23 protein-coding genes, 2 pseudogenes and 2 riboswitches are annotated in these 24,035 nt (G+C 63.5%); of the genes and pseudogenes, 20 read left to right on the top strand and 5 right to left on the bottom strand.

Features of this window, described 5'->3' with window-relative positions; genetic code table 11:
• Positions 1 to 31: 31 nt before the first annotated feature.
• On the bottom strand, positions 32 to 286 hold the full coding sequence (locus N181_RS23300) for a hypothetical protein (protein WP_014332813.1): 255 nt from the start codon (positions 284 to 286) through the stop codon (positions 32 to 34).
• 195 nt (positions 287 to 481) lie between these two features.
• Positions 482 to 703: riboswitch (cobalamin riboswitch) on the top strand.
• A 255-nt stretch (positions 704 to 958) separates the two neighbouring features.
• Here N181_RS23300 and nrdH point away from each other — a divergent pair.
• The 7 genes and pseudogenes from nrdH (at position 959) to N181_RS23265 (ending at position 6,154) form a co-directional block, all read left to right on the top strand.
• Positions 959 to 1,177 carry a glutaredoxin-like protein NrdH gene (gene nrdH, locus N181_RS23295; protein WP_037399820.1) on the top strand — a complete coding sequence of 73 codons (219 nt, stop codon included), beginning with the start codon at positions 959 to 961 and terminating at the stop codon, positions 1,175 to 1,177.
• A 13-nt stretch (positions 1,178 to 1,190) separates the two neighbouring features.
• Entirely contained in the window at positions 1,191 to 1,619 is a 429-nt protein-coding gene (gene nrdI, locus N181_RS23290; protein WP_080577725.1) for a class Ib ribonucleoside-diphosphate reductase assembly flavoprotein NrdI, read from the top strand.
• A gap of 151 nt (positions 1,620 to 1,770) precedes the next feature.
• A riboswitch (cobalamin riboswitch) is annotated at positions 1,771 to 2,002 on the top strand.
• 190 nt (positions 2,003 to 2,192) lie between these two features.
• On the top strand, positions 2,193 to 3,224 hold the full coding sequence (locus tag N181_RS23285) for an ABC transporter substrate-binding protein (protein WP_037434989.1): 1,032 nt from the start codon (positions 2,193 to 2,195) through the stop codon (positions 3,222 to 3,224).
• Positions 3,221 to 4,237, top strand: a pseudogene (locus N181_RS23280) (FecCD family ABC transporter permease); the annotation flags it as partial. The gene N181_RS23285 and the pseudogene N181_RS23280, both read left to right, overlap by 4 nt.
• 8 nt (positions 4,238 to 4,245) lie before the next feature.
• Positions 4,246 to 5,046, top strand: a complete 801-nt coding sequence (locus tag N181_RS23275; protein ID WP_060563908.1) for an ABC transporter ATP-binding protein — start codon at positions 4,246 to 4,248, stop codon at positions 5,044 to 5,046.
• On the top strand, positions 5,043 to 5,498 hold the full coding sequence (locus N181_RS23270; protein ID WP_037434985.1) for a pseudoazurin: 456 nt from the start codon (positions 5,043 to 5,045) through the stop codon (positions 5,496 to 5,498). The genes N181_RS23275 and N181_RS23270 overlap by 4 nt, the downstream gene beginning before the upstream one ends.
• A 464-nt stretch (positions 5,499 to 5,962) precedes the next feature.
• Positions 5,963 to 6,154 carry a DUF6494 family protein gene (locus tag N181_RS23265; protein ID WP_037399808.1) on the top strand — a complete coding sequence of 64 codons (192 nt, stop codon included), beginning with the start codon at positions 5,963 to 5,965 and terminating at the stop codon, positions 6,152 to 6,154.
• A 152-nt stretch (positions 6,155 to 6,306) separates the two neighbouring features.
• Here the strand turns inward: N181_RS23265 and N181_RS23260 are convergent, their stop codons facing one another.
• Positions 6,307 to 7,296 carry a quinone oxidoreductase family protein gene (locus N181_RS23260; RefSeq protein WP_037399832.1) on the bottom strand — a complete coding sequence of 330 codons (990 nt, stop codon included), beginning with the start codon at positions 7,294 to 7,296 and terminating at the stop codon, positions 6,307 to 6,309.
• Positions 7,297 to 7,392: 96 nt separating this feature from the next.
• Here N181_RS23260 and N181_RS23255 point away from each other — a divergent pair, with 96 nt between their 5' ends.
• The 9 genes and pseudogenes from N181_RS23255 to N181_RS23215 form a co-directional block, all read left to right on the top strand.
• Positions 7,393 to 8,286, top strand: coding sequence for a LysR family transcriptional regulator (locus N181_RS23255; RefSeq protein WP_037399829.1), 894 nt, complete (start codon positions 7,393 to 7,395; stop codon positions 8,284 to 8,286).
• A 191-nt stretch (positions 8,287 to 8,477) separates the two neighbouring features.
• The gene (locus tag N181_RS23250; protein ID WP_037399807.1) at positions 8,478 to 9,503 is read left to right on the top strand and encodes an ABC transporter substrate-binding protein; all 1,026 of its coding nucleotides are present in this window, start codon (positions 8,478 to 8,480) and stop codon (positions 9,501 to 9,503) included.
• A gap of 72 nt (positions 9,504 to 9,575) precedes the next feature.
• Positions 9,576 to 11,081 carry a sugar ABC transporter ATP-binding protein gene (locus N181_RS23245; protein WP_037399827.1) on the top strand — a complete coding sequence of 502 codons (1,506 nt, stop codon included), beginning with the start codon at positions 9,576 to 9,578 and terminating at the stop codon, positions 11,079 to 11,081.
• Positions 11,081 to 12,073, top strand: a complete 993-nt coding sequence (locus N181_RS23240) for an ABC transporter permease (protein ID WP_037399804.1) — start codon at positions 11,081 to 11,083, stop codon at positions 12,071 to 12,073. The genes N181_RS23245 and N181_RS23240 overlap by 1 nt, the downstream gene beginning before the upstream one ends.
• Entirely contained in the window at positions 12,070 to 13,026 is a 957-nt protein-coding gene (locus N181_RS33795; protein ID WP_037399801.1) for an ABC transporter permease, read from the top strand. Before N181_RS23240 ends, N181_RS33795 begins: the two co-directional genes overlap by 4 nt.
• A complete protein-coding gene (locus N181_RS23230) occupies positions 13,023 to 14,042 on the top strand; it encodes a LacI family DNA-binding transcriptional regulator (RefSeq protein ID WP_037399798.1) in 1,020 nt (339 codons plus the stop codon). Before N181_RS33795 ends, N181_RS23230 begins: the two co-directional genes overlap by 4 nt.
• 16 nt (positions 14,043 to 14,058) lie before the next feature.
• A complete protein-coding gene (locus N181_RS23225; protein ID WP_037399796.1) occupies positions 14,059 to 15,303 on the top strand; it encodes a Gfo/Idh/MocA family protein in 1,245 nt (414 codons plus the stop codon).
• Between the two features lie 177 nt (positions 15,304 to 15,480).
• Positions 15,481 to 16,248, top strand: coding sequence for a 3-hydroxyacyl-CoA dehydrogenase (locus N181_RS23220; RefSeq protein WP_037399793.1), 768 nt, complete (start codon positions 15,481 to 15,483; stop codon positions 16,246 to 16,248).
• Positions 16,249 to 16,343: 95 nt separating this feature from the next.
• Positions 16,344 to 16,837 (top strand): annotated as a pseudogene (locus tag N181_RS23215) (inositol monophosphatase family protein); the annotation flags it as partial.
• Positions 16,838 to 16,867: 30 nt separating this feature from the next.
• On the opposite strand, the gene N181_RS23210 reads toward N181_RS23215, so the two are convergent.
• The gene (locus tag N181_RS23210) at positions 16,868 to 18,697 is read right to left on the bottom strand and encodes a cation:proton antiporter domain-containing protein (protein WP_050984130.1); all 1,830 of its coding nucleotides are present in this window, start codon (positions 18,695 to 18,697) and stop codon (positions 16,868 to 16,870) included.
• A 492-nt stretch (positions 18,698 to 19,189) separates the two neighbouring features.
• Between N181_RS23210 and N181_RS23205 the strand changes: the two genes are divergently transcribed.
• Positions 19,190 to 19,378, top strand: a complete 189-nt coding sequence (locus tag N181_RS23205) for a DUF1059 domain-containing protein (RefSeq protein ID WP_037399790.1) — start codon at positions 19,190 to 19,192, stop codon at positions 19,376 to 19,378.
• 39 nt (positions 19,379 to 19,417) lie between these two features.
• Complete coding sequence (locus tag N181_RS23200) at positions 19,418 to 20,029, top strand: class I SAM-dependent methyltransferase (RefSeq protein WP_037399788.1); 612 nt, start codon at positions 19,418 to 19,420, stop codon at positions 20,027 to 20,029.
• A 63-nt stretch (positions 20,030 to 20,092) separates the two neighbouring features.
• Here the strand turns inward: N181_RS23200 and N181_RS23195 are convergent, their stop codons facing one another.
• Entirely contained in the window at positions 20,093 to 21,865 is a 1,773-nt protein-coding gene (locus N181_RS23195; RefSeq protein ID WP_037434984.1) for an adenylate/guanylate cyclase domain-containing protein, read from the bottom strand.
• Positions 21,866 to 22,090: 225 nt separating this feature from the next.
• Positions 22,091 to 22,747 carry an ArsR/SmtB family transcription factor gene (locus N181_RS23190; protein WP_037434983.1) on the bottom strand — a complete coding sequence of 219 codons (657 nt, stop codon included), beginning with the start codon at positions 22,745 to 22,747 and terminating at the stop codon, positions 22,091 to 22,093.
• A gap of 210 nt (positions 22,748 to 22,957) precedes the next feature.
• On the opposite strand from N181_RS23190, the gene N181_RS23185 reads away from it, so the two are divergent.
• Both N181_RS23185 and N181_RS23180 read left to right on the top strand, forming a co-directional pair.
• Positions 22,958 to 23,542, top strand: a complete 585-nt coding sequence (locus N181_RS23185; RefSeq protein ID WP_234885983.1) for an MBL fold metallo-hydrolase — start codon at positions 22,958 to 22,960, stop codon at positions 23,540 to 23,542.
• Positions 23,543 to 23,545: 3 nt separating this feature from the next.
• Positions 23,546 to 24,035: MFS transporter (locus tag N181_RS23180; protein WP_155621620.1), on the top strand; the 490-nt coding region annotated here is incomplete at its 3' end.

The following is a 24,035-nucleotide window of genomic DNA, read 5'->3' as shown; positions in this document are numbered from 1 at the left end:
ATCAGGAAACCCGTGATGCCTGTCCAGATCGTCAGGTCATCCGTCGCACGACCCACAGCGACCGGCCCGCATGCGCGATTCCGGACACCAGCCGAAGGCGAGGATCGTCCTTGAGCCGCTCGGCTTCAGTCGCCTCGAGAAGCAGCGCCTGCCGATCGGTCTCGTTCGCATTCGGCGTAATCCAGCAGCCCCGATCGTCGCAGCAGAGGCCGGCTTCCGGATGCTCCTGCAGGTATTCGATCGCATATCCGGCATCCACTTTTCGCGGTCCCGAGTCGACGGACATCTGCCCTTCCTCCTGCCTCAGAGATGGCTCAAAGACTATACTTGATTATCCACCATTCCGCTCGGACGTTCGTATCCCGGCTCAACCTGATGACGGGGGTCTACGACATCATTCGCCGCGTGTGCCGGATGTCGCCGAGATTGAGACGCTGCTTGATAAACCATCATAGCTGTTGACGAGAATTTAATCTCATCTACTATATCTTGTGTTCGAGGTTCTTTCGATTCGAAGATCGAAAGCTAAGACGGGAATCCGGTGCGCGGCATCCATGATGGGCGTGCAAGACCAGGGCTGCCCCCGCAACTGTGAGCGGCGAGCGTTCACCCGACGATGCCACTGGGGCCGAAAAGCCTCGGGAAGGCAGGGTGGACGCGGTGACCCGCAAGCCAGGAGACCTGCCTCTCAACAAGATCGTCCACGGGCGGGGTGTCCGGCAGGCGAGCGACGGAGCGCGGAATGATGCCGCACCGCCGTTTCCGCGAATACCCCGCCTTAACTGCTGCGGGGTGAAGTCCATGTCGATTCTGTTTCCAGCGTATCCGCGCGAGTAGCGGCGCGTCCGGCTGTCGGATGTCGGAGGCGGCTGCTTTTTTTGCTTCTCCCATTCTTCGCGCGGCCATCGGCGGATGGCCGAACGATTTCCCATGCCGATTGTGAAGACACGAGGAAACCATGTCGATTACCGTCTACAGCAAACCTGCCTGCGTCCAGTGCACCGCGACGACCCGCGCTCTCGATCGGCAGGGCATCGACTACACCATTGTCGACGTCTCGGAAGACGCGGACGCCTTTGCTCTGGTCCAAGACCTTGGCTACCGGCAGGTTCCGGTCGTCATTGCCGGGGAGCAGCATTGGGCGGGTTTCCGGCCCGATATGATCAGCGCGCTTTGATGAGAGGCGAGCGATGGGCGGGCTCGTCTACTTTTCCAGCCGGTCGGAAAACACCCATCGTTTCGTCGCAAACCTGGGCCTTCCCGCGCGCCGCATTCCCGTTCGTGCCGATCAGGTTCTGAGGGCCGAGGCGCCCTTCGTGCTGATCGTGCCGACCTATTGCGGCGGCGATGGCCGCGGCGCCGTTCCAAAACAGGTGATCCGCTTCCTGAACGTAGCGGAAAACCGGGCAAATCTCCGCGGCGTGATCGCCGCGGGCAACAGCAACTTCGGAGCGACCTTCGGGATCGCCGGCGACATCATCTCTTCGAAATGCCATGTGCCGTATCTCTCGGCGCTCTCGCCGAACGCTGACGAGAACCACGATTTCTTCTCGGGTTCCGGCTCGTCCTATGTCATCGGCAAGGCGGTCGCGACGGAGGATGAGGACTGGGATTTCTGAAGCCGCGGCCTACATCGCCGCGCGTCTTATCAGACGCGCAAAGGTCGCTGTAGCACTTTGATTTGCTGCATGTCTTTGTCCTTAAATCGCGGTCGATTCAAGGAGGCATGCAGTAGCAATGGAACCGGCCTTGACCAGATAAGATCAACTAATTAAGGAAGCCGATGACGGTTCCCCTACGACGAAGCGAAGGGGATTAATAGGGAACACGGTGCGGACGACCCAAGAGGGACCAAGACCGTGGCTGCCCCCGCAACTGTGAGCGGATTGCCGCCCATCCTGGTGATGCGAAAGCATCATGCCACTGCGAGCTCGATCGCGGGAAGGCAGATGGACGGCAGATATCCGCGAGCCAGGAGACCTGCCGTCATGCGTTCACTCCACCACGGGCGGGGATGCCCGGAATAGGACACGTCATGACCTCGCCTTGCGCCGACCTGCGCCTTGCTGCCTTCGGTCTTCCCCGTTTCTCGACGCCGTCGAGCTGTCGCTAGACGGGCTCATCCCGTCCGTCCGCGCCACGCCGGGCCGCATTTCCTTGCGGCTGCTTCATCGAATCCGGGGAATAAACTTATGAAAAGCATCTTTGCGAAATCAAATCGCGGCATCGTCTGCGCTGCCGCCGTTCTGCTGGCGGCTATTGGCGTCGAGGCTCAGGCCGAGACCAGCTATCCGTTGACGCTCACCAATTGCGGCCATCAGGTCACCTTTCAGAAGGCGCCCGAACGCGTCGTTTCGATCGGCCAGAGCAGCACGGAGATCCTGTATCTGCTCGGCCTCCAGGATCGCATGGTTGGGACCGCCGTCTGGATCGGTCCGGTCACCAAGGGCTACGAGGAAGCGAACGCCAAGGTCGAGCGGCTGGCCGACAACGACCCGAGCTTCGAAAGCGTCGTCGCCAAGAAGCCGGATCTCGTGACGGCGCAGTTCCAGTGGCATGTCGGTCCGGAAGGCATCGTCGCCACGCCCGAGCAGTTCGAGGTACTCGGCATTCCGGTCTACACGTCCCCGGCCGATTGCGTCGGCAAGGACAATACCGGCGGCGGCGATGGCGTTCGCCACACGGTCTTCACCATGGACCTGATCTACCAGGAAATTACCGAACTGGCCCAGATCTTCAACGTCCAGGAACGCGGCGAGAAGCTGGTCGCCGAGCTGAAGGCGCGCGAGGAAGCGGCGAAAAAGAAGATCGCCTCGGCAGACGGCAAGCTTTCCGCGGTGTTCTGGTTCTCGAGCGCCGAGCTCGACATCGATCCCTATGTCGCCGGCAAAAACGGCGCGCCGGGCTACATCATGCGGGCGCTGGGCATCAAGAATGTCGTCGACAGCGAAGAGGAATGGCCGACCGTCGGCTGGGAGACCATTGCCAAGTCCGGTCCGACGCTGATCGTCGCGGGCAAGATGGAGCGCCGCCGCTTCCCCGCCGACGACGTCGCCGTCAAGCACAAGTTCCTGGAGACCGACCCGGTCACTAGCCTGCTGCCCGCCGTGAAAGAGGGCCACGTCGTCGAGATGGACGCCCAGGCGATGAACCCGACCATCCGGACCATCGAAGGCATCGAGGTCCTTGCCGATGCCGTCGAGAAATCCGGCCTGAGCAAGTGATCGGCCTCACGCCATCCCTGTCCCGGACGAGCGCCAGCCTGCTGGCGCTCGTCGTGCTGCTCGTCGCGCTCTGGTTGGGCGCGGCGATCGGCGAAACGGCCATCCCCATGGGCGTCGTCGCCAAGACGGTCGCCAACCGGCTGTGGGATGCCGGCTACGGGCTCGACGCGCTCGACGAGGGGATCATCTGGAACTACCGGGTGAGCCGCGCCATCGTCGCCGCCTGCTGCGGTTCGGCCTTGGCGCTTTCCGGCGTCGTTCTGCAATCGCTGCTGCGCAATCCGCTGGCCGATCCCTATATCCTCGGGATCTCGGCGGGCGCATCGACGGGCGCGGTCGGCGTCGCCGTTCTCGGCATCGGTGCCGGCCTGTTGACGCTGCCGGTTGGTGCCTTCGTCGGCGCGCTCCTCGCCTTCGGGCTCGTCAGCCTGCTGGCGATGCGCGCGGGCAGGGGCCATGGCGCGATCATCCTGGCCGGCATCGCCGGCTCGCAGCTTTTCAACGCGCTCACCTCCTTCATCGTCACCAAGGCCGCCAATGCGGAGCAGGCCCGCGCCATCATGTTCTGGCTGCTCGGCAATCTTTCCGGCGTCCGCTGGCCGGATGTCTGGCTCGCAGTGCCAGTCGCGGTGGTCGGCCTCATCGTCTGTCTGTGGCATGCGCGGGCGCTCGACGCATTCACCTTCGGCACCGAATCCGCCGCCTCGCTCGGCATCCCGGTTCGACGGGTCTATGGCGTCCTGATCGGCGCAACGGCAATGATGACGGCGGCCATGGTCAGCATGGTCGGCTCGATCGGTTTCGTAGGCCTCGTCATCCCGCACGTCTCCCGGATGATCGTTGGCGTCCGGCACGGATTGTTGCTGCCTGCCTCCGCTTTGATCGGTGCGGTGTTCATGATTGCCGCCGACATCGGGTCGCGTGTCATCATAGCGGGGCAGGTGCTACCGATCGGTGTCGTCACCGCGCTCGTCGGCGCCCCCGCTTTCGCCGTCATCCTCAGCCAGCGCAGGACAGTTCGATGCTCGCCGCTTGCAATGTGTCGTGGTCGACGTGCGGGGTTTCGATCCTCCGGGATGTCTCGCTCGACGTCGTTGCGGGCGAGTTTCTCGGCATCGTGGGGCCGAACGGCTCCGGCAAGACCAGCCTGATGTCGCTGCTCGCCGGGCTTCGACGGCCGAGATCGGGCAGGGTGCTGCTGGACGGCGAAAGCGTCGACAAGCTGGGCCGCAAGGAAATCGCCAGGCGCATTGCACTGGTCGAGCAGCAGGCCGAAACGAGCGAGCGCATCTCGGCACGCCAGGCGGTGGAACTCGGCCGCACGCCGCATCTCGCGCCCTTTACGCCGTGGTCGGCCACCGATGACGACATCGTCGACGAGGCGATCCGCAATGTCGGCATGGCTGAACTCGCGGCGCGGCTGTGGCACACCCTGTCGGGCGGCGAGCGGCAGCGTCTGCATATTGCCCGTGCGCTGGCCCAGCAGCCGCAGATCCTCCTTCTCGACGAACCGACGAACCACCTCGATGTCGGTCATCAGATCGGCCTTCTGCATCTCGTGCGCCAGCAGGGGCTGACGGCGGTCGCCGCTCTTCACGACCTCAACCATGCCGCCATGTTCTGCGACCGCGTCGCCTTGATGAGCGGCGGTCGCATCGCTGCCCTCGGACGCCCGCACGAAGTACTCACCGGCGAGCGGATCCGCACCGTCTTCGGGGTCGACGTCGATGTAGAGCACGAAGTCGAGGGCCGCTGCCATATCCGCTACCGCGCGCCGGGTTCGCCGATTGCCGAAAGGCCGATGCTGAAGAGGATTTCATGATCAATCTTGCCAGGCTCCTGTTGACCGCCCTGATCGCACTCTCGACGCCGGCCTTGGCGAGCGCCGAGACGGTCGAGGTCAAGATGCTGAACCGGGGTGAAAAGGGCTCGATGGTTTTCGAGCCGGACTTCCTTGCGCTGCAGCCGGGCGACAGCGTCAAATTCATTGCCACCAACAAGAGCCACAACGCTGCGACCATCGACGGGATGGTTCCGGACGGGCATCCGGCGTTCAAGGGCAAGATTAACGAGGAGATCGTCGTCACCTTCGATCGATCCGGCTTCTACGGCATCAAGTGTTCGCCGCACTACGGCATGGGCATGGTCATGCTGATCAAGGTCGGGGACGTCGAACTGCCGCAAAGCTATCGCGCGATCGAGGTCCCCGCCCGTGCGAAACCGCGCTTCGAAGCACTCTTCGCCGCAGCCGCGGCGGAGGTAGCCGGGAAATAGCGGTCGCGACGGACACCCCTGCGGCTTTCGGGGCAACGGGTTCGCTACTGTGTGTTTCCCTGAATCGTAGCCGATTTAAAGATAAAAACATGCAGCAATTCAACGTGCCTCGTTAGCGCGTCTGAGAAAACGCACGGCGGTGTCGTTCAGCTGGAAGCCATGGCCCTTCAGGCCGGACCGGCCAGACCGATGGCCTTCCGAGTTGGCACAGCGGCACAATGCTGCGGTGTAACCCAGGGCACTATTGGATGATCGGAAGTGCTTTATCCTCCGACGTCAACGCGCAGTTTCCCTCCCACTGCGCAAGGATGATCGGTTGCACTCCTCCCCCAGAACCGATCTCATAGACCCCGATGCCTCCTCCGGGCTCGGGGTCTTTCTGTATGGCAGCGCGCGTCACCGTGCTACTTCCTTGGCTGCTAGCCTTCCCTTACAATCCCTTCCGGACACAGAGGAGTTCCGCCATGAGCGAAGACGCCTTCAACATGTCGATCCGCAAATTCCTGAAGGAAGTCGGCATCACCTCGCAGCGCAAGCTCGAGGAGACGGTGCGCGAAGGGCAGACCGGCGGCAAGAAGCTGAAGGTCCGCATGACGCTGACGGCGGAAGGCACCGGCCTCAACCACGTGGTGGACGGCGAGATCGAACTTCCATAAGCCCCGGCGAAGCGATCAAGCGACTCGTCCGACGCGACCGAAGCAAAAAGGACGGCCAGTCGACCGCTGGTACAGTCTGGGGACGAATCCTTGCCAACCAAGCCTTGAGCATCCCCCGAATGTGCGGATTCTCCGGGAGATTCTAATTCCCGTCAGGGAAGCAGCACCACCGAGCCCGTCGTGCGCCGCGCCTCCAGATCCTCGTGCGCCCTGCAGGCATCTCGCAGCGAGTATGTCGCGACACGTGACGCCCGTACCATCCCAGCCTCCATCGACGCGAAGAGGTTTTTCGCCGCCGCTTCGTACTCCGTGCGGTTTGCGGTGTAATGCGCGATCGACGGGCGGGTGACGTAGAGCGATCCCTTCGCCCCCAACGAGGCCACGTTCAGCGGCGGGATCGGGCCGGAGGTCTCGCCGAAGCTGACCAGCGTGCCGCGCGGGCGCAAGCAATCGAGCGATTTCGTGAAGGTCTCGGACCCGACCGAGTCATAGACGACATCCACGCCCTTGCCGCCGGTAAGCTCGGCGACGCGGGCCTGAAAATCCTCCTGCGTGTAGATGATGGCATGATCGCAGCCGTTGGCTCTCGCAATCTCGGCCTTCTCGGCCGAACTGACCGTGCCGATCACCGTCGCGCCGATCTGGTGCAGCCATTGGCAGGCGATCGACCCAACCCCGCCGGCCGCCGCATGGAAAAGCACGGTGTCGCCCCGCGCGACCGGCACGCAACGGTGGATAAGATATTCGACGGTCAGCCCCTTGAAGATCAGCGCCGCAACCTCGGTGCTGTCCAGCCTCTCGGGCAGCACGAGGGCGCGGGCGGCGGGCAGATTGCGGTGGGCGGCATAGGCTCCGGGCGGTCCGCCGACGTAGGCGACGCGCTGGCCGAGGACAAGGCCGGTGACGCCGTCGCCCAAGGCGGTGACCACGCCCACCCCTTCGACGCCAAGGCCGGTCGGTAACGCCAGCGGCGCGGCGAAGACGCCTCGGCGGTGATAGATATCGATATAGTTCACGCCAATGGCCAGATGGCGGATCTGGATCTCTTCCGTTGCCGGATCGGGCAGTGCCTGTGTCCGCCACCTCAGTACGGCCGGTGCGCCAAATTCGGAAAATCGGAAAGCTTCGGTTTCGGCTGTCATGGTCCTCTCTCGCAGGGTTTCGGCAAGGATCGCTTGCATTTTGGCCGTAGTCGAGAAACCTTTCCGCAATCCGATTTTCCGAAAATGGAAAGCAACATGGACTGGAACGACCTGAAGTTCTTCCTCGCCGTGGCCAATGCAGGATCTCTCACCGCGGCCTCCAGCCAACTGGGCGTGAGCCCCTCGACCGTGTCGCGCCGGATCGAGGCGCTGGAGGCGGGGTTAAGGGTCAAGCTCTTCCGCCCGCACCGCGACGGCTACGATCTGACGCCGGCCGGGCGAGAGCTACTGCCATCGGCGGAACGCGCCGAGGCGCAGATGCGCGTTTTCGAGCGCACCGCGCGCGAGAAGGACGGCAACCACCTCGCCGGACCGGTACGCCTCGACGTGCCGGAGCTTCTCGGGCAGGAGATCCTGCTGCCCGGGCTGGCGGGGTTTTTGCAGAGCCACCCGGATATCCGGATCGAGATGCATACGAGCGTGCGCCCGCTGCGGCTGGTGACGGAGCAGGCCGATATCGTCCTGCGCCTGGTTCGCCCCGAGCAGGGCAATTACCGCCAGCGCAAGCTCGGTCACGTCGCCTTCGGCATCTACGCCGCGCCGGGCTACGTCGCCCGTCAGGGCACCCCCGCCAGCCCTGCCGACCTCTACCGGCACCGCGTGATCGGCTGGACCGAGGACCTACGGTACCTCGTGATGGCAAACTGGCTGGAGGCACTGTGTCCCGGTCTTCAACCCGCCCTGCGCCTGTCTTCGCTGGGCGCGCAGATGGCGGCGGTGAAACACGGCCTCGGTCTTGCCGTGCTGCCCAGCTTCGCCGCCGAGCCCGCCGGGCTGGTCTCTTTGCTGCCGGAAGCGCCCCGGCTGATCCCGGAGCTTTGGATGTTGGTCCACGAACAAGCAGCCGCTCTGCCGCGCGTTCGACACGTCAAGGATGCCCTGACCACGGTGTTGTCGCCTTTCAAAACATGTTCTTCCGGCGACGGATAGGCGATTGCGCAGGCCGGCGTCGCCGGCGCCTTTCGCCGGCCTCGACATGAGACTTGCCTCCGCGATCGGAGCTGCGCACGGGATGACCCTGCGCTCCAGCATCGCAGAGTTCCGGTACAACTCTAAACTCACCATTGAAATCGATTACATTTTCTGGCTTCATAGCTCACGCAAGATTTTGGGAGGATCTTATGACGAAATTCATTGCTTTTGCGCTTGGCACGGTCGCGTCCATCGTTATCTCGGCCTCGGCGGTCAACGCGGAAACCTTCAAGATCGGCCTATCGAACGGCTGGGTCGGTAGCGAGTGGCGAACCCAGATGATCGACGAGGCGAAGGAAGCGGCGGCGAAATGGAAGGAGAAGGGCGTCGACGTCGAGGTTTCGGTGCAGAGCGCCAATGTCGATGTGCCCGGGCAGATCGCCCATATCCGCAACTTCATCGCGGAAGGCGTCAATGCCATCATCGTCAACCCGAACAGCCCGACGGCCTTCGACCCGATCTTCGCGCAGGCGAAGGAGGCGGGCATTCTGGTGATTGCAACGGATGCGGAAGTGTCCTCGCCCGATGCGGTCTATGTCGGTATCGACCAGACCGCCTGGGGTGCGGCGGGCGCCAAGTGGCTCGCCGAGACACTCGACGGCAAGGGCAAGGTGGTGGCGATCAACGGCGTTGCCGGTCACCCGGCCAACGAGATGCGTGTTGCCGGCTACAAATCGGTCTTTAAGGATTTTCCGGATATCCAGATCGTCAATGAAGTGAACGCCAACTGGGACCAGGCCCAGGGACAGCAGTCGATGCAGAACATTCTCGCCACCTATCCGGACATCAACGGCGTGGTGGTCCAGGACGGCATGGCAGCGGGCGCCTGGAAGTCGATCATGGATGCCGGCAAGAAGGACCAGATCGCCGCGACCGGCGAGATCCGCAAGGACTTCATCGACCTCTGGATCAAGGACAAGCTGAACTCCGGCGCGACCGTGAACCCGCCCGGCGTCATGGCAAGTGCTCTCAACGTCGCCGTGCTGATGCTGCAGGGCAAGGAGTTGAAGGAACCGGCCAAGGCCGGCCAATACGGCAACGCGCTCTACCTGCCGATCCCGTTCATCGACGGCAAGAACGTCGAAGAGGCGGCAAAGCAGCTCGAAGGCAAGCCCGGTTACTATTCCTATACGAGCTCGCTTTCGATCACAGACGCGGAAGCGCTCTTCAAGTGAGCCCGTCGGAGCGACGTGCGCCGGCCGATCTTGGTCGGCGCGCGCTACCCGAAGCGTAACGGACGCGGTTCCATGTCGAAATTGAAACTGAACGGCGTGAGCAAGGCTTACGGCGCGACCTTGGCGCTCCGCCGCGGCGACCTCGAAGTGATGGCCGGTGAGGTCCATGTGCTGATGGGCTCGAACGGTTCTGGCAAGAGCACGCTCTGCAAGATCATTGCAGGCAGCGTACGGCCGGACGACGGCCGGATCCTCATCGACGACACGCCGGTGACGATCACCGGGCCGCGCTCTGCTCGCGCCCAGGGGATCGGCATCTTCTACCAGGAACTCAGCCTCGCCGCCCATCGCACCGTCGAGGAAAATATCTGCCTTGCCGCGCTGCCGGCCAAGGCCCGTCTCTTCGTCGACCGGACGGCGCTGAAGGAACGGGCGGCGCGCTATATCGCGCTGTTCGACGGCGTATCCGGCGATGGTTTTTCGGCCGATGCGCTGGTCGGCAATCTCAGGCCCGACCAGCGCCAGCTGGTCGAGATCATGAAGGCGCTGGCAAGCGAGGCGCCGCTTCTCATCTTCGACGAGCCGACCTCGGCGCTCGACCGCGCCCAGGTCGAGCGCTTCTTCGAGATCCTTCGCGATCTGAAACGGCGCGGCCGCGGCATCATCTTCATTTCGCATCGCATGGACGAGATCAAGGCGATCGGCGATCGCGTTACGATCATCCGCGACGGCGAGACGATCACGACGCTCAATCTCGGCGAGACCGATGCCGGCACGGTTATCCGGCTCATGGTCGGCGGCGCCGGCGACATGCCGGCTTCACAATCCTCCGCGCCGGCGGTTGTCGACGCGAAGGACGGGGCGGCGCTGACGGTCCGCAACCTTTCCGGTGCGGGTTTCCGCAATGTCAGCTTCGAGGTGGCGCGCGGCGAAATTCTCGGCTTCGGCGGGCTGCATGGCCAGGGCCAGTCGGCGCTGCTCCGGGCGATCTTCGGCGCCGGCTCGATCGCAACGGGCGAAATCCGGATCGGCAGCGACCGGTTCGATGCGGCCAGTCCCCGCGATGCCATTCGGCGCGGTTGCGCCTATGTCTCCGGCGACCGCGGCCGCGACGGCGTCATCAGCGGCCGGCCGATCATCGAAAACGTAACGCCGATCCACTATCTGCGCGACCGGCTGATGATCGCCAGGCCGTCGAAGCTCAGCGACCGGGTCGCGCCGGCGCTTGAAAGCATGCATACGAAGTTCGCGAGCCTCTTCCACCCGATCAATTCGCTCTCCGGCGGCAACCAGCAGAAGGTGATCATCGCCCGTTGGCTGATCGACCGCCCGGACGTGTTGTTGCTCGACGATCCGACCAAGGGCATCGACCTCTCGGCGAAGGCCGACCTCTTCGCGCTGATCCGGCAACTGGCGGCCGAGGGCCTCGGCATCATTCTCTACTCCTCGGAAGATGCCGAGTTGCTCGGCAACGCCAACCGCATCCTGGTCTTCAACGGCGGCTCGGTCAGCCGGGAGCTCACCGGTCCGGAGCGCACCCGCTATAATCTTTATCAAGCCGCTTACGAGGCCGCGTGATGACAGAGATCGCAACCAGCCCGACCTATCGGCGCACTGGCGGCATCCGCAGGCTGCTTGAGCGCTACCCCTTCCTGCCGGCGCTCGCCATCGTCCTGGTGCTGCTTTCCCTCAACGGAGTCTTTTCGCCGAACAGCCTCAGCTACCGCTCGCTGACCGGGCTGCTCAGCACCTACATGGCGCTGATCCTGCTGGCGATCGCCCAGACCTATGTCGTCTATGCCGGCGACATCGATCTGTCGGCGGGCTCGATCCTGTCGCTCGTCAATGTCGCGATCGTCGTGCTGATGGAGCGCTGGGGCGGCGGTGCCGGCGCCGTGCTGCTGGCGCTCGCCCTCGGCCTGCTGCTGGGCCTTGCCTGCGGTCTCGTGAACGGGCTGGTCGTCGCGGCGCTGCGGCTGCAGGCGATCGTCGCCACCTTCGCGACCAGCATCTTCTTCACCGGCCTGGCGCTCTACATTCTGCCTGTCGCTGGAACCCCCGCGCCGACGATCTTCTGGCGCACCTATGGCGGCCGGCTGCTTGGGCTCCCCTTCGTCTTCTATATCCTGGGCGGACTGGTCTTGCTCCTGCTGGTGCTCGGCCGCACCCGTCTCACCACGCAATTGCTCGCCGTCGGCGACGACCAGCAGGCGGCCTACCAGACGGGCCTGCCGGTGGTGTCGATCAGAGTCCGGGGCTACCTGCTCTGCGGCCTGTTCTCGGCACTGGCCGCCTTCTGCATCACCGGCGACACGGCAAGCGGCGATCCGCTCGTCGGCGGCAAGATGACCCTCTTCAGCGTCGCCGCGGTGGTGCTCGGCGGCAGCGCGCTCTCGGGCGGCTGGGGAACAGTGGTCGGCTCTCTCCTCGGCGCCTTGACGATCGGCCTCATCAGTTCTGTGGTCTTCTTCATGGGGACGCCGTCCGAGTGGCAGAATTTCGTGCAGGGGCTGGCGATCCTCGTGGTCCTGATGGCCGGCGTGCTTGCCGGCCGGAGGGCGCGTCCATGAGCAGCGTGCTCTCGTTCCTTCGCCAGCCGATCGTCGTCGCGCTCGTCTTCATCGTCCTCCTCCTCTATCTTGGCGAACTCTTGTCCCCGGGCTTCGCCAGTGCTGCGCAGATCCTGCGGCTGATGATCGTCGCCTCGCTGCTCGGCATCGTCGCGGCCGGCCAGAATGTCGTCATTCTCGGCGGGCGGGAGGGCATCGATCTCTCGGTCGGCGGCGTCGTCTCGCTGTCGGCGATCATCGCCGGCAATGTCATGCAAGGTGCCGACATCGGTATTGTGCCGGCGATCGCCGCCTGCCTCGTGGCCGGCGCCTTCTTCGGCCTCCTGAACGGTCTCGGCGTCACGCTGCTGCGCATCCCGCCGCTGGTCATGACGCTCGGCATGCTCGGCGTGCTGCAGGGCCTCCTCGTCGTCATCCGCATGGGCATTCCCTCCGGCCAGGCGGCCCCGGCCCTGTCGCGCTTCGTCACCCAGCCGCTTTTCTTTGGAGTGCCGGGGATCATCTGGCTCTGGGCGGTGATCGGCATCGTCATGGCCTTGATGCTCAGCCGCACGGTCTTCGGGCACCGCATCTATGCGATCGGCTCGAACGAGCACGCGGCCTATATGGCGGGCGTGCCGGTCAGACTGATGCGCATCGCGCTCTTCATGATCTCCGGCATGTTCGCGGCGATCGCCGGCCTTTGCCTGCTCGGCTATTCCGGCTCGTCCTTCGCCAATGTCGGCGAGCAATATACGCTGACCTCGATCATCGCGGTGGTCTTCGGCGGCACCTCGCTCGCCGGTGGCAAGGGCGGCTATACCGGCACCATGGCCGGCGCCTTCCTGCTGGTCATCCTGCAGGGGATACTCACCACAGTGAACATCGACGAATCCGGCCGCCAGATGGTATTCGGAGCGACGCTGCTCATCCTCATGATGTTCTATGGCCGGGGTCGGGCGATGCGCGCATGAGAGACCGGCCGAAGATCAAGGATATTGCCGAGAAGGCCGGCGTGTCGGTCGCCACCGTCTCTCGGGCGCTTTCAGACTCGGCGCTGGTGACGGCGGAGACGCGTCAGCGCATCCATGATCTGGCGCGCGAGCTCAACTACCGCCCAAATGTCAGCGCCCGTAACCTGAGGACCCGCAAGTCGATGGCGGTGCTGCTCGTCGTGCGCGATGTCGGCAATCCCTTCTATCTCGACATCCTGAAGGGAGTGGAGGCGACGGCGCGGGAAGCCGGCTACTCGGTGCTGATGGGCAATACCGAGAACGATCCGGCCCGCGAGATCGAGTATTTCAACATGTTGCGCGACGGCCACGCCGACGGCATGGTCCTGATGACCGGCAAGCTGCCGCCAGAGGGCGGCAATCGCGCCGGCAGCTGGAACCATCTGCCGGTGGTGGTGGCGCTCGAAATGATCGAAGGTTCGGGCCTGCCGCATGTGCAGGTCGACAATGTCGGGGCGGCGCGCGCGGCGGTGGAGCATCTGATCGGCCTAGGGCATAGGCGGATCGCCCATATCAGCGGCCCCGTCCCCGAGCCGATGAGCGTTTACCGCCGGGAGGGCTACCGGCTCGCCATGCGCGCAGCCGGCCTGGAAGTCCCGGCAAGTTACGAGGTGCGCGGCAACTTTCTGCTCGAAAGCGGACAGGAATGCTGCCGGGAACTTCTTGCCCTGCCGGAGCCGCCGACGGCGCTCTTCGTCGCCAATGACGAGATGGCCTATGGCGCCGCCCATGAGCTGAGGCGGATGGGGCGCGACGTCCCTGGCGAGGTCTCGGTCGTCGGGTTCGACGATCTCTATCTGAGCAAGGCCTTCTATCCGCCGCTGACGACCGTCAGCCAGCCGCGCGCCGAAATCGGTCGCACGGCGATGGGGCTCCTGCTCAGCATCTTGTCTGGCGGCAGCGTCAGCGGAGGCGAACCGATCGTGCTGCCGACGGCACTCAACATTCGCGGCAGCACGGCGCCGCCTCGCAATTGAACGGAGGACGGAAGGAATGACGACATTGCCGAGAGAGACCCTGCGCGTCGGATTTGTCGGAACGGGCTTCATCGCCCGCTTCCATCTGCAGTCCATGATTGGCGTGCGCAATGTGGAGGTAACCGGCGTCTATAGCCGCAAGGCGGAAAACCGCGAGCGCTTTGCAGAAGCAGTGAAGGAACTCGAACTCGGGACCTGCCGCCCCCATGGCAGCCTCGACCACCTTCTCTCGGCCGGTGATGTCGACGCAATCTGGATCCTCTCGCCGAACTACACACGGCTGGAGGTCATGCGGACGCTGCATGCGGAGATCAAGGCGGGGCGCAGCCAGGTCTTCGCGGTCGCCTGCGAGAAGCCGCTGGCGCGCACCGTCGCCGAAGCCCGCGAGATGCTGCATCTCGCCGAAGACGCCGGCCTCAACCACGGCTATCTGGAAAACCAGGTCTTCTGCACGCCGGTAGTGCGCGGCAAGGAGATTATCTGGCGCCGCGCCGCTTCGACGACAGGCCGGCCTTATCTGGCGCGCGCCGCGGAAGAGCATTCCGGCCCGCATGAGCCGTGGTTCTGGCAGGGCGACAAGCAGGGCGGCGGCGTGCTTTCCGACATGATGTGCCACAGCGTCGAGGTGGCGCGCCATCTGCTGACGGCGCCCGGCGCACCGCGAAATTCCCTGAGGGTCAAGGCGGTGAACGGCACGGTGGCGACCCTCAAATGGACCCGCCCGGCCTATGCCGACCAGTTGCGCCGGCGATATGGAAGCGATGTCGACTACCGCAATCGCCCCTCGGAGGATTTCGCCCGCGCCACGGTGACGCTGGAGGACGAGGAGGGCAGCGAACTGATGATCGAGGCGACCACCTCCTGGGCTTATGTCGGCGCCGGTTTACGGATCCAGCTCGAGCTTCTCGGGCCGGAATATGCGCTCGAATACAATTCGCTCGGCACCGGGCTGAAGATCTTCCTGTCGCGGGCGGTAAAGGGCTCCGAGGGCGAGGATCTGATCGAAAAACAGAATGCCGAACAGGGGCTGATGCCGGTTCTCGAGGACGAGGCTGGTGTCTATGGCTACACGGACGAGAACCGGCACATGGTCGAGTGCTTTCGCAAGGGCGTGAAACCGCTCGAGACCTTCGAGGACGGGCTCGCCGTGGTCGAGATCCTGATGGGGCTCTACCGCTCCGCCGAAATCGGCGCGACGCTCAATTTCCCGGCGCCGGAACTCGAGAATTACGTGCCGCTGGTGGCGCGCACGGGGGCGTGAGGGGCTTCTGCCGGCTGGAGGGTAATCGAGAAGGGCGCGCGCGACGCGTCGGTCTCTATTGGCTATCGCTTCAGTCGGCGGGGAGGAATCGACGCCGCGCGACGGCGGGATCGGATATACGACGGAGGAAAAGATGATCGAACAGAATTCGGCCGCACGGCCTGCTGGAGCGCGGCCATGCTGATCCTGGATAAGGTGTTTCTGGTCACCGGCGGCGGATCCGGGCTCGGCGCGGCCGTGGCCCGGATGTTCGTCGCGGAAGGCGCCCATGTGGTCATCGCCGACGTCAATATCGAGGCGGGGGCGGCAATCGCTGCGGAGCTTGGTGACCGTGCCCGCTTCGTGCGGACGGATGTGACGAGCGAGCCCGACGGTGCCGCAGCGGTGCAGGCGGCGCTCGAAAGCTTCGGGCATCTGCACGGGCTGGTGAACTGCGCCGGCATCGCGCCCGGCGAAAAGGTGCTCGGGCGCGACGGCCCGCACCGGCTCGACAGCTTTAGCCGCGCAATCGGCATCAATCTCATCGGCACATTCAACATGATCCGGCTTTCCGCCGCGGCGATCGCCCGGGAGGATCCGGACCAGGAAGGTGGCCGCGGCGTGATCGTCAACACCGCCTCGGTCGCCGCCTTCGACGGACAGATCGGCCAAGCGGCTTACGCGGCATCGAAGGGCGGCGTCGTTGCGATGACCCTGCCGATCGCGCGCGAACTCGCCCGCTCCGGCATTCGCGTCGTCTCGATCGCGCCCGGCATCTTCGAAACGCCGATGATGGCCGGCATGCCGCAGGAGGTGCAGGATTCGCTCGGCAAGAGCGTGCCCTTCCCGCCGCGCCTCGGCCGGCCGGGCGAATATGCCGCGCTGGTGCGGCATATCTGCGAGAACGACATGCTGAACGGCGAGGTCATCCGCCTCGACGGGGCGCTGAGGATGGGCGCGCGGTAGGCGTGCCCTGCGGACCGGCCTCGAGCAGTCCGGCCAGAAAGCAGGCGGCATGGCGCACCGATCAGGCACGCTCCGGTGCGGGCGTGCTCGACCGTATGTCGACGTGGTGTGTGTCGATCGCGGTGCTGCATGGCGGCGTGCCGGTGATCGGGTGATCCATGCGCCCTGCGATGGCGAAGTCTATGCTTCGGACCCTGGCAAGGGCGCGAGCCTCAACGGAAGGAAGTTGAGCCTCGATCCGTCTCGTACCATCAGGAACGCCATCACCGGCATTGGCTGCAATACCTATGTCGAGCCGGAGCGGGTTGGCCAGATCATCGCCATGCTGCTCGGCATGGGCGGCAACTTTATCCGCAATGGCTCCGGCGCATTGATGCTCGCCTATGTCGCGGCCGGTCGTCTGGCCGGTTATTACGAGCCGCATATGTATGCTTGGGACTGCATGGCTGGTTACTGCCTCGTCAAGGAAGCCGGCGGCGACTACCTGTCCTTCCCGACCGAGGGCGAAGCCTTGTTGAAGGGCCACCCAGTGCTGGCCAGCAATCCGACGGCGTATGCCGATCCGTTGGCGGCAATTGAACCTCGTTGACTCCCTGGCGATGGGGGCGCGGCGTTTGCATTAACGGTCCTTAGTGCGCGCATGCCCATCGGAGCCTGAGCGAGGCTTGCGGCTTTCCGCCTGCGGAGCGCGGATGGCATGCCGTCCTCTTCCGGATCCATCCGGGGGCTGCAGCATCTTGCGAAATTCATCCCGTTTCTCATGAATGGATGCAATCACCCGGCCCATAGGAATGCCGATGTCGACGAGCACGGCCTGCGAGAGCTGGAGGCTGGCTTCGATGGTTTCTGGCACTGCATCCGTGACGTTCAGCTCGTATAATTCAGTTGCGTGCACCGCATCCCGGGCGCGGGCGACAATGGTAAGATCTGGCCGCTCCGATCGCGCGGCCCGTACGATCGATTCTACCGCGTCCGCATTGTCCAACGTGACGACGAGCGCACGGGCGCTCTGGATTCCACAACGCCGAAGCAACGCGATTTGGGTGGCATCACCATAAAAGATGGTGTGACCGCGAGCTCGCTCCCTGGCGACTAGCGTGGGGTCGGCGTCGATCGCCAGGAAGAGCAGTTCGTGCCGCATGAGCATCTCGGCGACCAATTGTCCGACGCGCCCGTATCCGACCACGATCACGCGCTCAAGGCCGTCATCCTGCTCGGGCGTCAATCCGGCGAACCTCGTGTCATCCATGCGGGTAGACGCTGCGCTGCGGTCTAGCATCCGGATCAGTAGGGGGATGCCAATCATCGTCAAGGTAGCCGCGACCGTGGCGGTGGCGCCCGCTGCACCAGAGACGACGCCGCCCGCCACAGCCGCACCAATAAGGATCAATGCAAACTCGCCGCCGGGCCCCAACACAACCGCTAACTCGCCGGCACCCCGGCTGGGCAGGCCCATGAGGCGCGCGATGAGGAACAGGATACCGGCCTTGATGGCAAAAAAGCCGATCGCGATCCCCGCTGTGGGAACCGGGTTGGCAATGATCGCTGAAAGATCCAGACGGGCTCCTACCGACACAAAGAAGAGGCCAAGCAGAAGTCCCTGGAAGGGCTGGATCGTCACCTCGATCTGGCGGCGATACTCGGTTTCAGCTAAGAGCAGGCCCGCGAGGAAGGCGCCCAAAGCCATGGATTGACCGCTGAGCGCCGTGACAAGGCCGGAGCCTATCACGACCAGTAGGCATGCCGCGACGAACAACTCACCGCTCTTTGTTGCCGCGACCAGCTTGAACAAGGGACGTAGAATGAGACGCCCCAGTCCGGCCATTGCGATCAACGCGATTACCGCAGGAGCAAGCGCGTACAACAAGCCGGTGCCGAGTCCCGTCCCTCCATGCCCCGCCAACATCGTCACCATGAACAGGAGCGGCGCCACAGCCAGGTCCTGGAAGAGCAGCACGGCGAAACTTGCGCGTCCAACCGTGGTGTTCAGCAGTTTGCGCTCTACAAGCGACGGCAGAATGATCGCCGTCGAGGACATGGCGAGCGCACTGCCGAGCACCACCGCTGAAGCCGGGGTTTGATCCAGCAAGTTCGCCACACTCGCGAGGACTGCTGTCGAGGCGAGAAGCTGCAGTCCCCCCAATCCGAAGACGAGCTTGCGCATCAGCAGTAGGCGCTTCCACGACAGCTCGAGCGCGATCATGAAGAGGAGGAACGCTACTCCGAATTCTGCCAGATGCGCGATCTCTTCAACATCCGTTATGGATACTGCAGAGAGCCACGGTAGATCTCGAGCGAGAGCTCCGAGTCCGAAGGGGCCAAGCATGATGCCTGCGGCTAGAAATCCAAAGACCGGGCTCAATCTCAGCCGCCCAAACAGAGGCACGATCACTCCGGCTGTCGCCAGAAACAGCAGAAGCTCCTTGTAATTTTCTGGTCCTGGCGTCATCGACTGCGCTCAAATTTCACCCGGGCGCAAAAGCCCACATCCCATTTTTTGTTCAGAGCTGATGCGCAACACCGCTGGCAGGATAGCACTTCCTCACCTCTGACCGGTCGTACTGATTTCAGGTGATAGTGTCTCCGCTGCGATGATGGGTACCGGGCCGCCGATTCAAATCCCATCGAGGCGAAGGATGGAGCACCTGTGATAGCGGTATCTGCACGCGTATCGGTTGCGGTTCACTCGGTACGTTGTCAACGGGCAGGGCAAATGCAGCAGACAAGGACGTTCAATATTCGAAAATGCTGCGACTCCTCCTCCATTTCTTAAATGCTGCATCGCGGTCAGCGATCGGGGTTTGGCCGAACAGACACCCGCTCGCATTAAGTTAGCAAGACCGAACATGCCGAGGTGTCGAGCAGCAGCAGTCACTCGATACATTCGGCTCTGCTGCCGATACGTGGCGTGCTACTGTGATGGCAGCGTGGAGGTGAAGCTATGGCCTACTCATACCGCTGCAAGGATTATCCTGGAATGGAAGCCTGCTCGGCGTCGTTCACGGCCGAGACAGAAGCGGAGCTGTGGAAACACATTGAACTGCACGGGGCGACCGCTCATCGGGAGGAGCCTGAGAAGTGGTCCTCGGAGGATCGGCAGCAAATCAAAAACTTAATTCGCGAAACGTAGGACGGCCACGCACCCTAGCGTCACCCTGAGGAGCCGCGTGTGGGAATTTACCGCGATGTGATCCTGCCGAAGCTCTGCGATCTTTCCATGCGAAACGAGCGCCTTCATCCCTATCGCACGCGCGTGATCGGCGCTGCGGAAGGCCGCGTCCTGGAGATAGGCAGCGGGTCGGGCCTGAACCTTCCCTTTTACCGTGCGGACGTCCGGGAAATACTGGCGCTGGAACCTGACCCGGCCCTCCTCGCGATGGCCCGACGCGTCCCGCATTCGGAGATGCCGATCAACTTTATCGAAGCGTCCGCCGAAGCCATTCCGCTTGATGACAATAGCGTCGACACGGTCGTGACGACCTGGACCCTGTGCACGATCCCCGGAGCTGCGACGGCGCTCGCGGAAATGCGACGGGTACTCAGGCCTGAGGGCAAGCTGCTGTTCGTCGAGCATGGGCTCTCGCCTGATCATGGCGTGCGCCGGTGGCAGGATAACCTCACGCCGATCTGGAGACGTATAGGTGGCGGCTGTCATCTAAACCGCCCGATCAGACTCATGATAGAAGGCGCGGGCTTCCGGATCGATCGGATTGAGACGGGCTACATGCGGGGGCCAAAGCCGATGACCTTCATGTACGAAGGCAGCGCACGGCCAAAATAACGACGTGTCTTACAGTGCCCCGCAGCAGCCGGCGTCCTCCCACGCTGGAGCGGCGAGAATGCACTATTGCGCAGCCATGCCGCTTGCTGCTGGCGGGCCTTCGTCGGCTCCCGCTTTGACGAGCCCTTCACGGATGTGCTGCGCATCGGCCTCCTGGGCGTAGTGCAAGGTGGCGAGGAAGGAGACAATGCTGAAATCAGGAGCGAGCGCTTTAACCTTCTTCATATGCGCAGCAGAAGCGATTTCATCGCCCAGCCAGCCGTAGCAGGCGGCGACGAAAGCATGCTGGACGTGGTCCATCGCCGAAAGATGCATGAATGCCTCGATCGCTTCGGCGTATTGCCGCGCCGCGAAATGCGCTTTTCCGAGATGGCTCCAGAACCGCTCCGGGTGATGGGGATTGAGCCGCATCGCCTTGCGAATCCATTCGCCCCCTTCCTCCGGGCGACCGAGCCACGTCAGCAGCTCGCCCTGCTGGACCACCACCAGGTCGTAATTCGGATTGAGCGATAGGGCGCGCTCCTGATGATAGCGTGCCGTCGTCAACTCGTTGTTGTTGACGTTGACGGCGGCGAGGATGCGATGGACGTCGGCGTCGTTGTCATCGAGCGCCAGCGCCCGTTCAAGCTCGGCAACGATTTCGGCCCAGACCGCGTCCTTGTCCTCGCACCAGCCGTACACCCAGGCCTGCCCGAGTATGCAGGCCCGCCAAGCATGGGCATGCGCGTAGCCGGGGTCGAGCGCGAGCGCCCTGTCTATCAGGGCCTGCGCCTGCTTGTTGTCCGCGACGGTGGAGCGATGGTGCAGCACCTTGGCGGTGAGGGCGCACTCGTAGGCGGCCATGTTCGTCGGCGTCGTTCGGGCGAGCTGGTCTCGCTGGGCCGCTTCAAGCCGCCCCGGAAGAGTGGCTGAGATCGCCGCCGTCACCTCGTCCTGGATGGCGAAGATGTCGTCGAGTCTTCGGTCGTATTTATCGGCCCAGATGTGGGCATCGTTGACCGCGTCGATGAGCTGGACCGTCACGCGTACCCTGTCGCCGATCTTGCGCACGCTGCCTTCTACCAGATACTGGGCCCCAAGCTTCTCCGCGACTTCGCGCACATTCACGGGCTGGTTCTTGTAGACGAAGCTGGAGTTGCGCGAGATGACGAAGAGCTCGTGGCGGCGGGAGAGCTCGGTGATGATATCCTCGGTCAAGCCGTCGGTGAAGAACTCCTGCTCGGGATCCCCGCTCATGTTGTCGAACGGCAGCACGACGATCGATGGCTTGGAAACCGCCCTTTTTGCGTCCTTCTCCTCCGGCGCGGCCGGCAGGACGGAGCCTTCGAGTCCAATACGATAAAGATGCACCGGACGGCTGATGTTTTTCAGCATCTTGTCGCCAAGGTCTTCAATGGAGACTTCGAGGCGATCGGCAATCTGCGTCGCTACCGCAGCCGTGACGCAGATGCCGCCCACATCGGCCAGTTGCTCGATGCGGGCGGCGATGTTGACACCATCGCCGAAGATGTCGTCGTCGTCGAAAATGATATCGCCGACATTAATGCCGATCCTGAACTCGATCCGCCGATCCTGGGGCACATCGAAATTGCGCCGCTTCATGCGATGCTGGATTTCCACGGCGCATTTCACGGCGTCGGTGACGCTCTGGAATTCAACCAGCATGCCGTCACCCGTCGTCTTGATGATCCTGCCGTCGTTCTTTGCGATGGCGGGATCGATCAATTCTATGCGGTGCGTTCTGAGGCGGGCGATCGTGCCTACTTCGTCGGCCTCCATAAGCCGACTATAGCCTGCCATATCGCTCGCCAGAATTGCGGCTAATCTCTGTTTCATCGAGTCGCCACCGGACTTGCAGATCAGCGGTCTGGAGGACTCTAACGCAGCACAGTGCGATCGCCTATCTTAAATTAGCTCCTTCTTTCGAAAGACACTGGGGCGCACGGTGCGAAGGGGGCAATCACCGCCGCTGTGGGCGCTGGTGTCCCTCGGGGGCGGCTTGAACGTCCTCAACATCGGGGGCACGACGCTCCAGACTACGTCCTTGCCTTTCATGCTTGTTTAGGTCGCGAAAGGCAAACCGGCCGCCTTCCATTGCGGGAAGCCGTCTTTGAGTCGATGAACGCTAAAGCCCTGATGCCGCAGGATCGCCTCTGCTTCGAAGGAGAAGACGCAATAAGGACCACGGCAGTACGCGACTATCTCCCGATCCTCGGGAAGGTCCGCGAGTCTCTGCTTCAGTTGTTCGATTGGAATGTTGACCGCGCCGGGAATGTGGCCGAGCAGAAACTCGTCTTCCGGCCGCACGTCGAGCACCGTCACCGTCCCGTCCTTGAGTTTGGAAAGCAATTCCTCGCGCGATACGGCATCGAGCGTCTGTGGCGAATGGAAATAGTCCGCGACGATGTGCCTGACCTCGGCGACGTTCCGCTCTCCGACGGCTCCGACCGCGGCCATTAGAGCGACGACCTCGGTCTCGCCCGCGAGGCTGTAGAAGACGTGTTTCTCGCGCCGCTGCGAGGTGACGAGATGGGATCGCCGCAACACCTGCAGGTGGCGCGAGGTGTTGGCGAAGCTCAGCCCGGTCAATGCGACGAGCTCTTCTACGGTGCGGGTCCCTTGGGCGAGGTGCTCCAGCAGCTCGATGCGGTGCGCATGGGCAAGGCCCTGAGCGATCTCGGCGAGGCGGGCAAAGATCGCCTTCTTCGCACTTGACACCTTTCCCCTCCCAATTCAATCATTCGCGCTATTAGTTGAATGACTGCTATCACGACAACGGGAGGCTCGCAAGATCATGATCGTCAGGCAGTTCCTTCACACCGATCCGGTCGGGATTTCGGCGGGGGGGGGGGGGGGCGAGCCTCCGGGGCCGTCATCGATCCGGCCGGAGAGGTGGAACCATATCCACGCGCAGCCGAACAAACGGGAATGCGCATCCTCTATATCATCGGCACCCACGTTCACGCCGATCACGTCTCCTTCGGGGGCGTGCTCGCCGACGTCGCGGGAACCGTGCTGTCGGCGAAGTCAAATGTCAGCCTGCCCTTCAAGCCCGTCCACGACGGCGACGAACTGGAACTCGGCAACGTCGTTCTCAAGGTCCTGTACACGCCCGGCCACGCTCCTGAACACATCCGCCTTCTGGTGACCGACCTCGCACGGCCGCAGCAGCCGTGGTTCGTGGTGACGGGACACACGCTGATCGTCGGCGATCTGAGCCGCACGGAGCTCGCAGTCAGCGCCGAGGAAGGGACGAAGAACCTGTTCCGCAGCATCGAAAGGCTCAAAGCCCTAGCCGACTATCTGGTAATCATGCCGGGCGCCTATGCCCGGTCGGTGTGCGGACGGAGCCTGAGCAGCAAGCCGTCGTCGACGACCGGCTTTGAGAAACAGTTCAACAAGGCCTTCAGGATCGAGACCGAGGAGGAATTCGTGGTCTTCATGACGAAGGACATCCCTCTCGCTTGGCCGCGGGCCACTCAACTCCGGGCGATCCATTCCGGCGCGGCCTGACCAATGCCGGCAACTTCGCTTCAGGAGCCGTCGTCGGTCCGGCTCGGTCTCAAGGAGAACTGGCAGCAATTCTCCTTGCTGCTTCTCATCAACGCTTTCGTCGGCGGCATGGTCGGCATCGAGCGCACCGTCGTGCCGCTAATCGGCGCAAACGAGTTCCACGTCAAATCGACGATACTGATCACCTCCTTCGTCATCAGCTTCGGGGTGGTCAAGGCGCTGGCAAATCTCGTCTCGGGCCAGTTGGCGGATAGATTGGGCCGCAAGCGGGTCCTGGTGGCGGGCTGGCTGATCGGCCTTCCGGTGCCCTTCATGATCATCCTCGCTCCCAGTTGGGAGTGGGTGATCGCCGCCAACGTGCTGCTCGGCCTGAGCCAAGGCTTCGCCTGGTCAATGACCGTGGTCATGAAGGTGGACCTCGTGGGACCGAAGGGGCGCGGCTTTGCGGTCGGCCTGAACGAGTTCGCGGGCTACGTGGCCGTGGGCCTCACCG

It is taken from the genome of Sinorhizobium fredii USDA 205 (assembly GCF_001461695.1).
Lineage (GTDB): Bacteria > Pseudomonadota > Alphaproteobacteria > Rhizobiales > Rhizobiaceae > Sinorhizobium > Sinorhizobium fredii.
The sequence above is the reverse complement of the archived record's forward strand: the minus strand, read 5'-3'. Positions and strand labels throughout refer to the sequence as shown.

Coding starts and splice junctions, on each gene's coding strand:
- N181_RS23300 (WP_014332813.1), bottom strand. CDS start 286: ATGTCCGTCGACTCGGGACCGCGAAAAGTGGATGCCGGATATGCGATC.
- nrdH (WP_037399820.1), top strand. CDS start 959: ATGTCGATTACCGTCTACAGCAAACCTGCCTGCGTCCAGTGCACCGCG.
- nrdI (WP_080577725.1), top strand. CDS start 1,191: ATGGGCGGGCTCGTCTACTTTTCCAGCCGGTCGGAAAACACCCATCGT.
- N181_RS23285 (WP_037434989.1), top strand. CDS start 2,193: ATGAAAAGCATCTTTGCGAAATCAAATCGCGGCATCGTCTGCGCTGCC.
- N181_RS23275 (WP_060563908.1), top strand. CDS start 4,246: ATGCTCGCCGCTTGCAATGTGTCGTGGTCGACGTGCGGGGTTTCGATC.
- N181_RS23270 (WP_037434985.1), top strand. CDS start 5,043: ATGATCAATCTTGCCAGGCTCCTGTTGACCGCCCTGATCGCACTCTCG.
- N181_RS23265 (WP_037399808.1), top strand. CDS start 5,963: ATGAGCGAAGACGCCTTCAACATGTCGATCCGCAAATTCCTGAAGGAA.
- N181_RS23260 (WP_037399832.1), bottom strand. CDS start 7,296: ATGACAGCCGAAACCGAAGCTTTCCGATTTTCCGAATTTGGCGCACCG.
- N181_RS23255 (WP_037399829.1), top strand. CDS start 7,393: ATGGACTGGAACGACCTGAAGTTCTTCCTCGCCGTGGCCAATGCAGGA.
- N181_RS23250 (WP_037399807.1), top strand. CDS start 8,478: ATGACGAAATTCATTGCTTTTGCGCTTGGCACGGTCGCGTCCATCGTT.
- N181_RS23245 (WP_037399827.1), top strand. CDS start 9,576: ATGTCGAAATTGAAACTGAACGGCGTGAGCAAGGCTTACGGCGCGACC.
- N181_RS23240 (WP_037399804.1), top strand. CDS start 11,081: ATGACAGAGATCGCAACCAGCCCGACCTATCGGCGCACTGGCGGCATC.
- N181_RS33795 (WP_037399801.1), top strand. CDS start 12,070: ATGAGCAGCGTGCTCTCGTTCCTTCGCCAGCCGATCGTCGTCGCGCTC.
- N181_RS23230 (WP_037399798.1), top strand. CDS start 13,023: ATGAGAGACCGGCCGAAGATCAAGGATATTGCCGAGAAGGCCGGCGTG.
- N181_RS23225 (WP_037399796.1), top strand. CDS start 14,059: ATGACGACATTGCCGAGAGAGACCCTGCGCGTCGGATTTGTCGGAACG.
- N181_RS23220 (WP_037399793.1), top strand. CDS start 15,481: ATGCTGATCCTGGATAAGGTGTTTCTGGTCACCGGCGGCGGATCCGGG.
- N181_RS23210 (WP_050984130.1), bottom strand. CDS start 18,697: ATGACGCCAGGACCAGAAAATTACAAGGAGCTTCTGCTGTTTCTGGCG.
- N181_RS23205 (WP_037399790.1), top strand. CDS start 19,190: ATGGCCTACTCATACCGCTGCAAGGATTATCCTGGAATGGAAGCCTGC.
- N181_RS23195 (WP_037434984.1), bottom strand. CDS start 21,865: ATGAAACAGAGATTAGCCGCAATTCTGGCGAGCGATATGGCAGGCTAT.
- N181_RS23185 (WP_234885983.1), top strand. CDS start 22,958: ATGCGCATCCTCTATATCATCGGCACCCACGTTCACGCCGATCACGTC.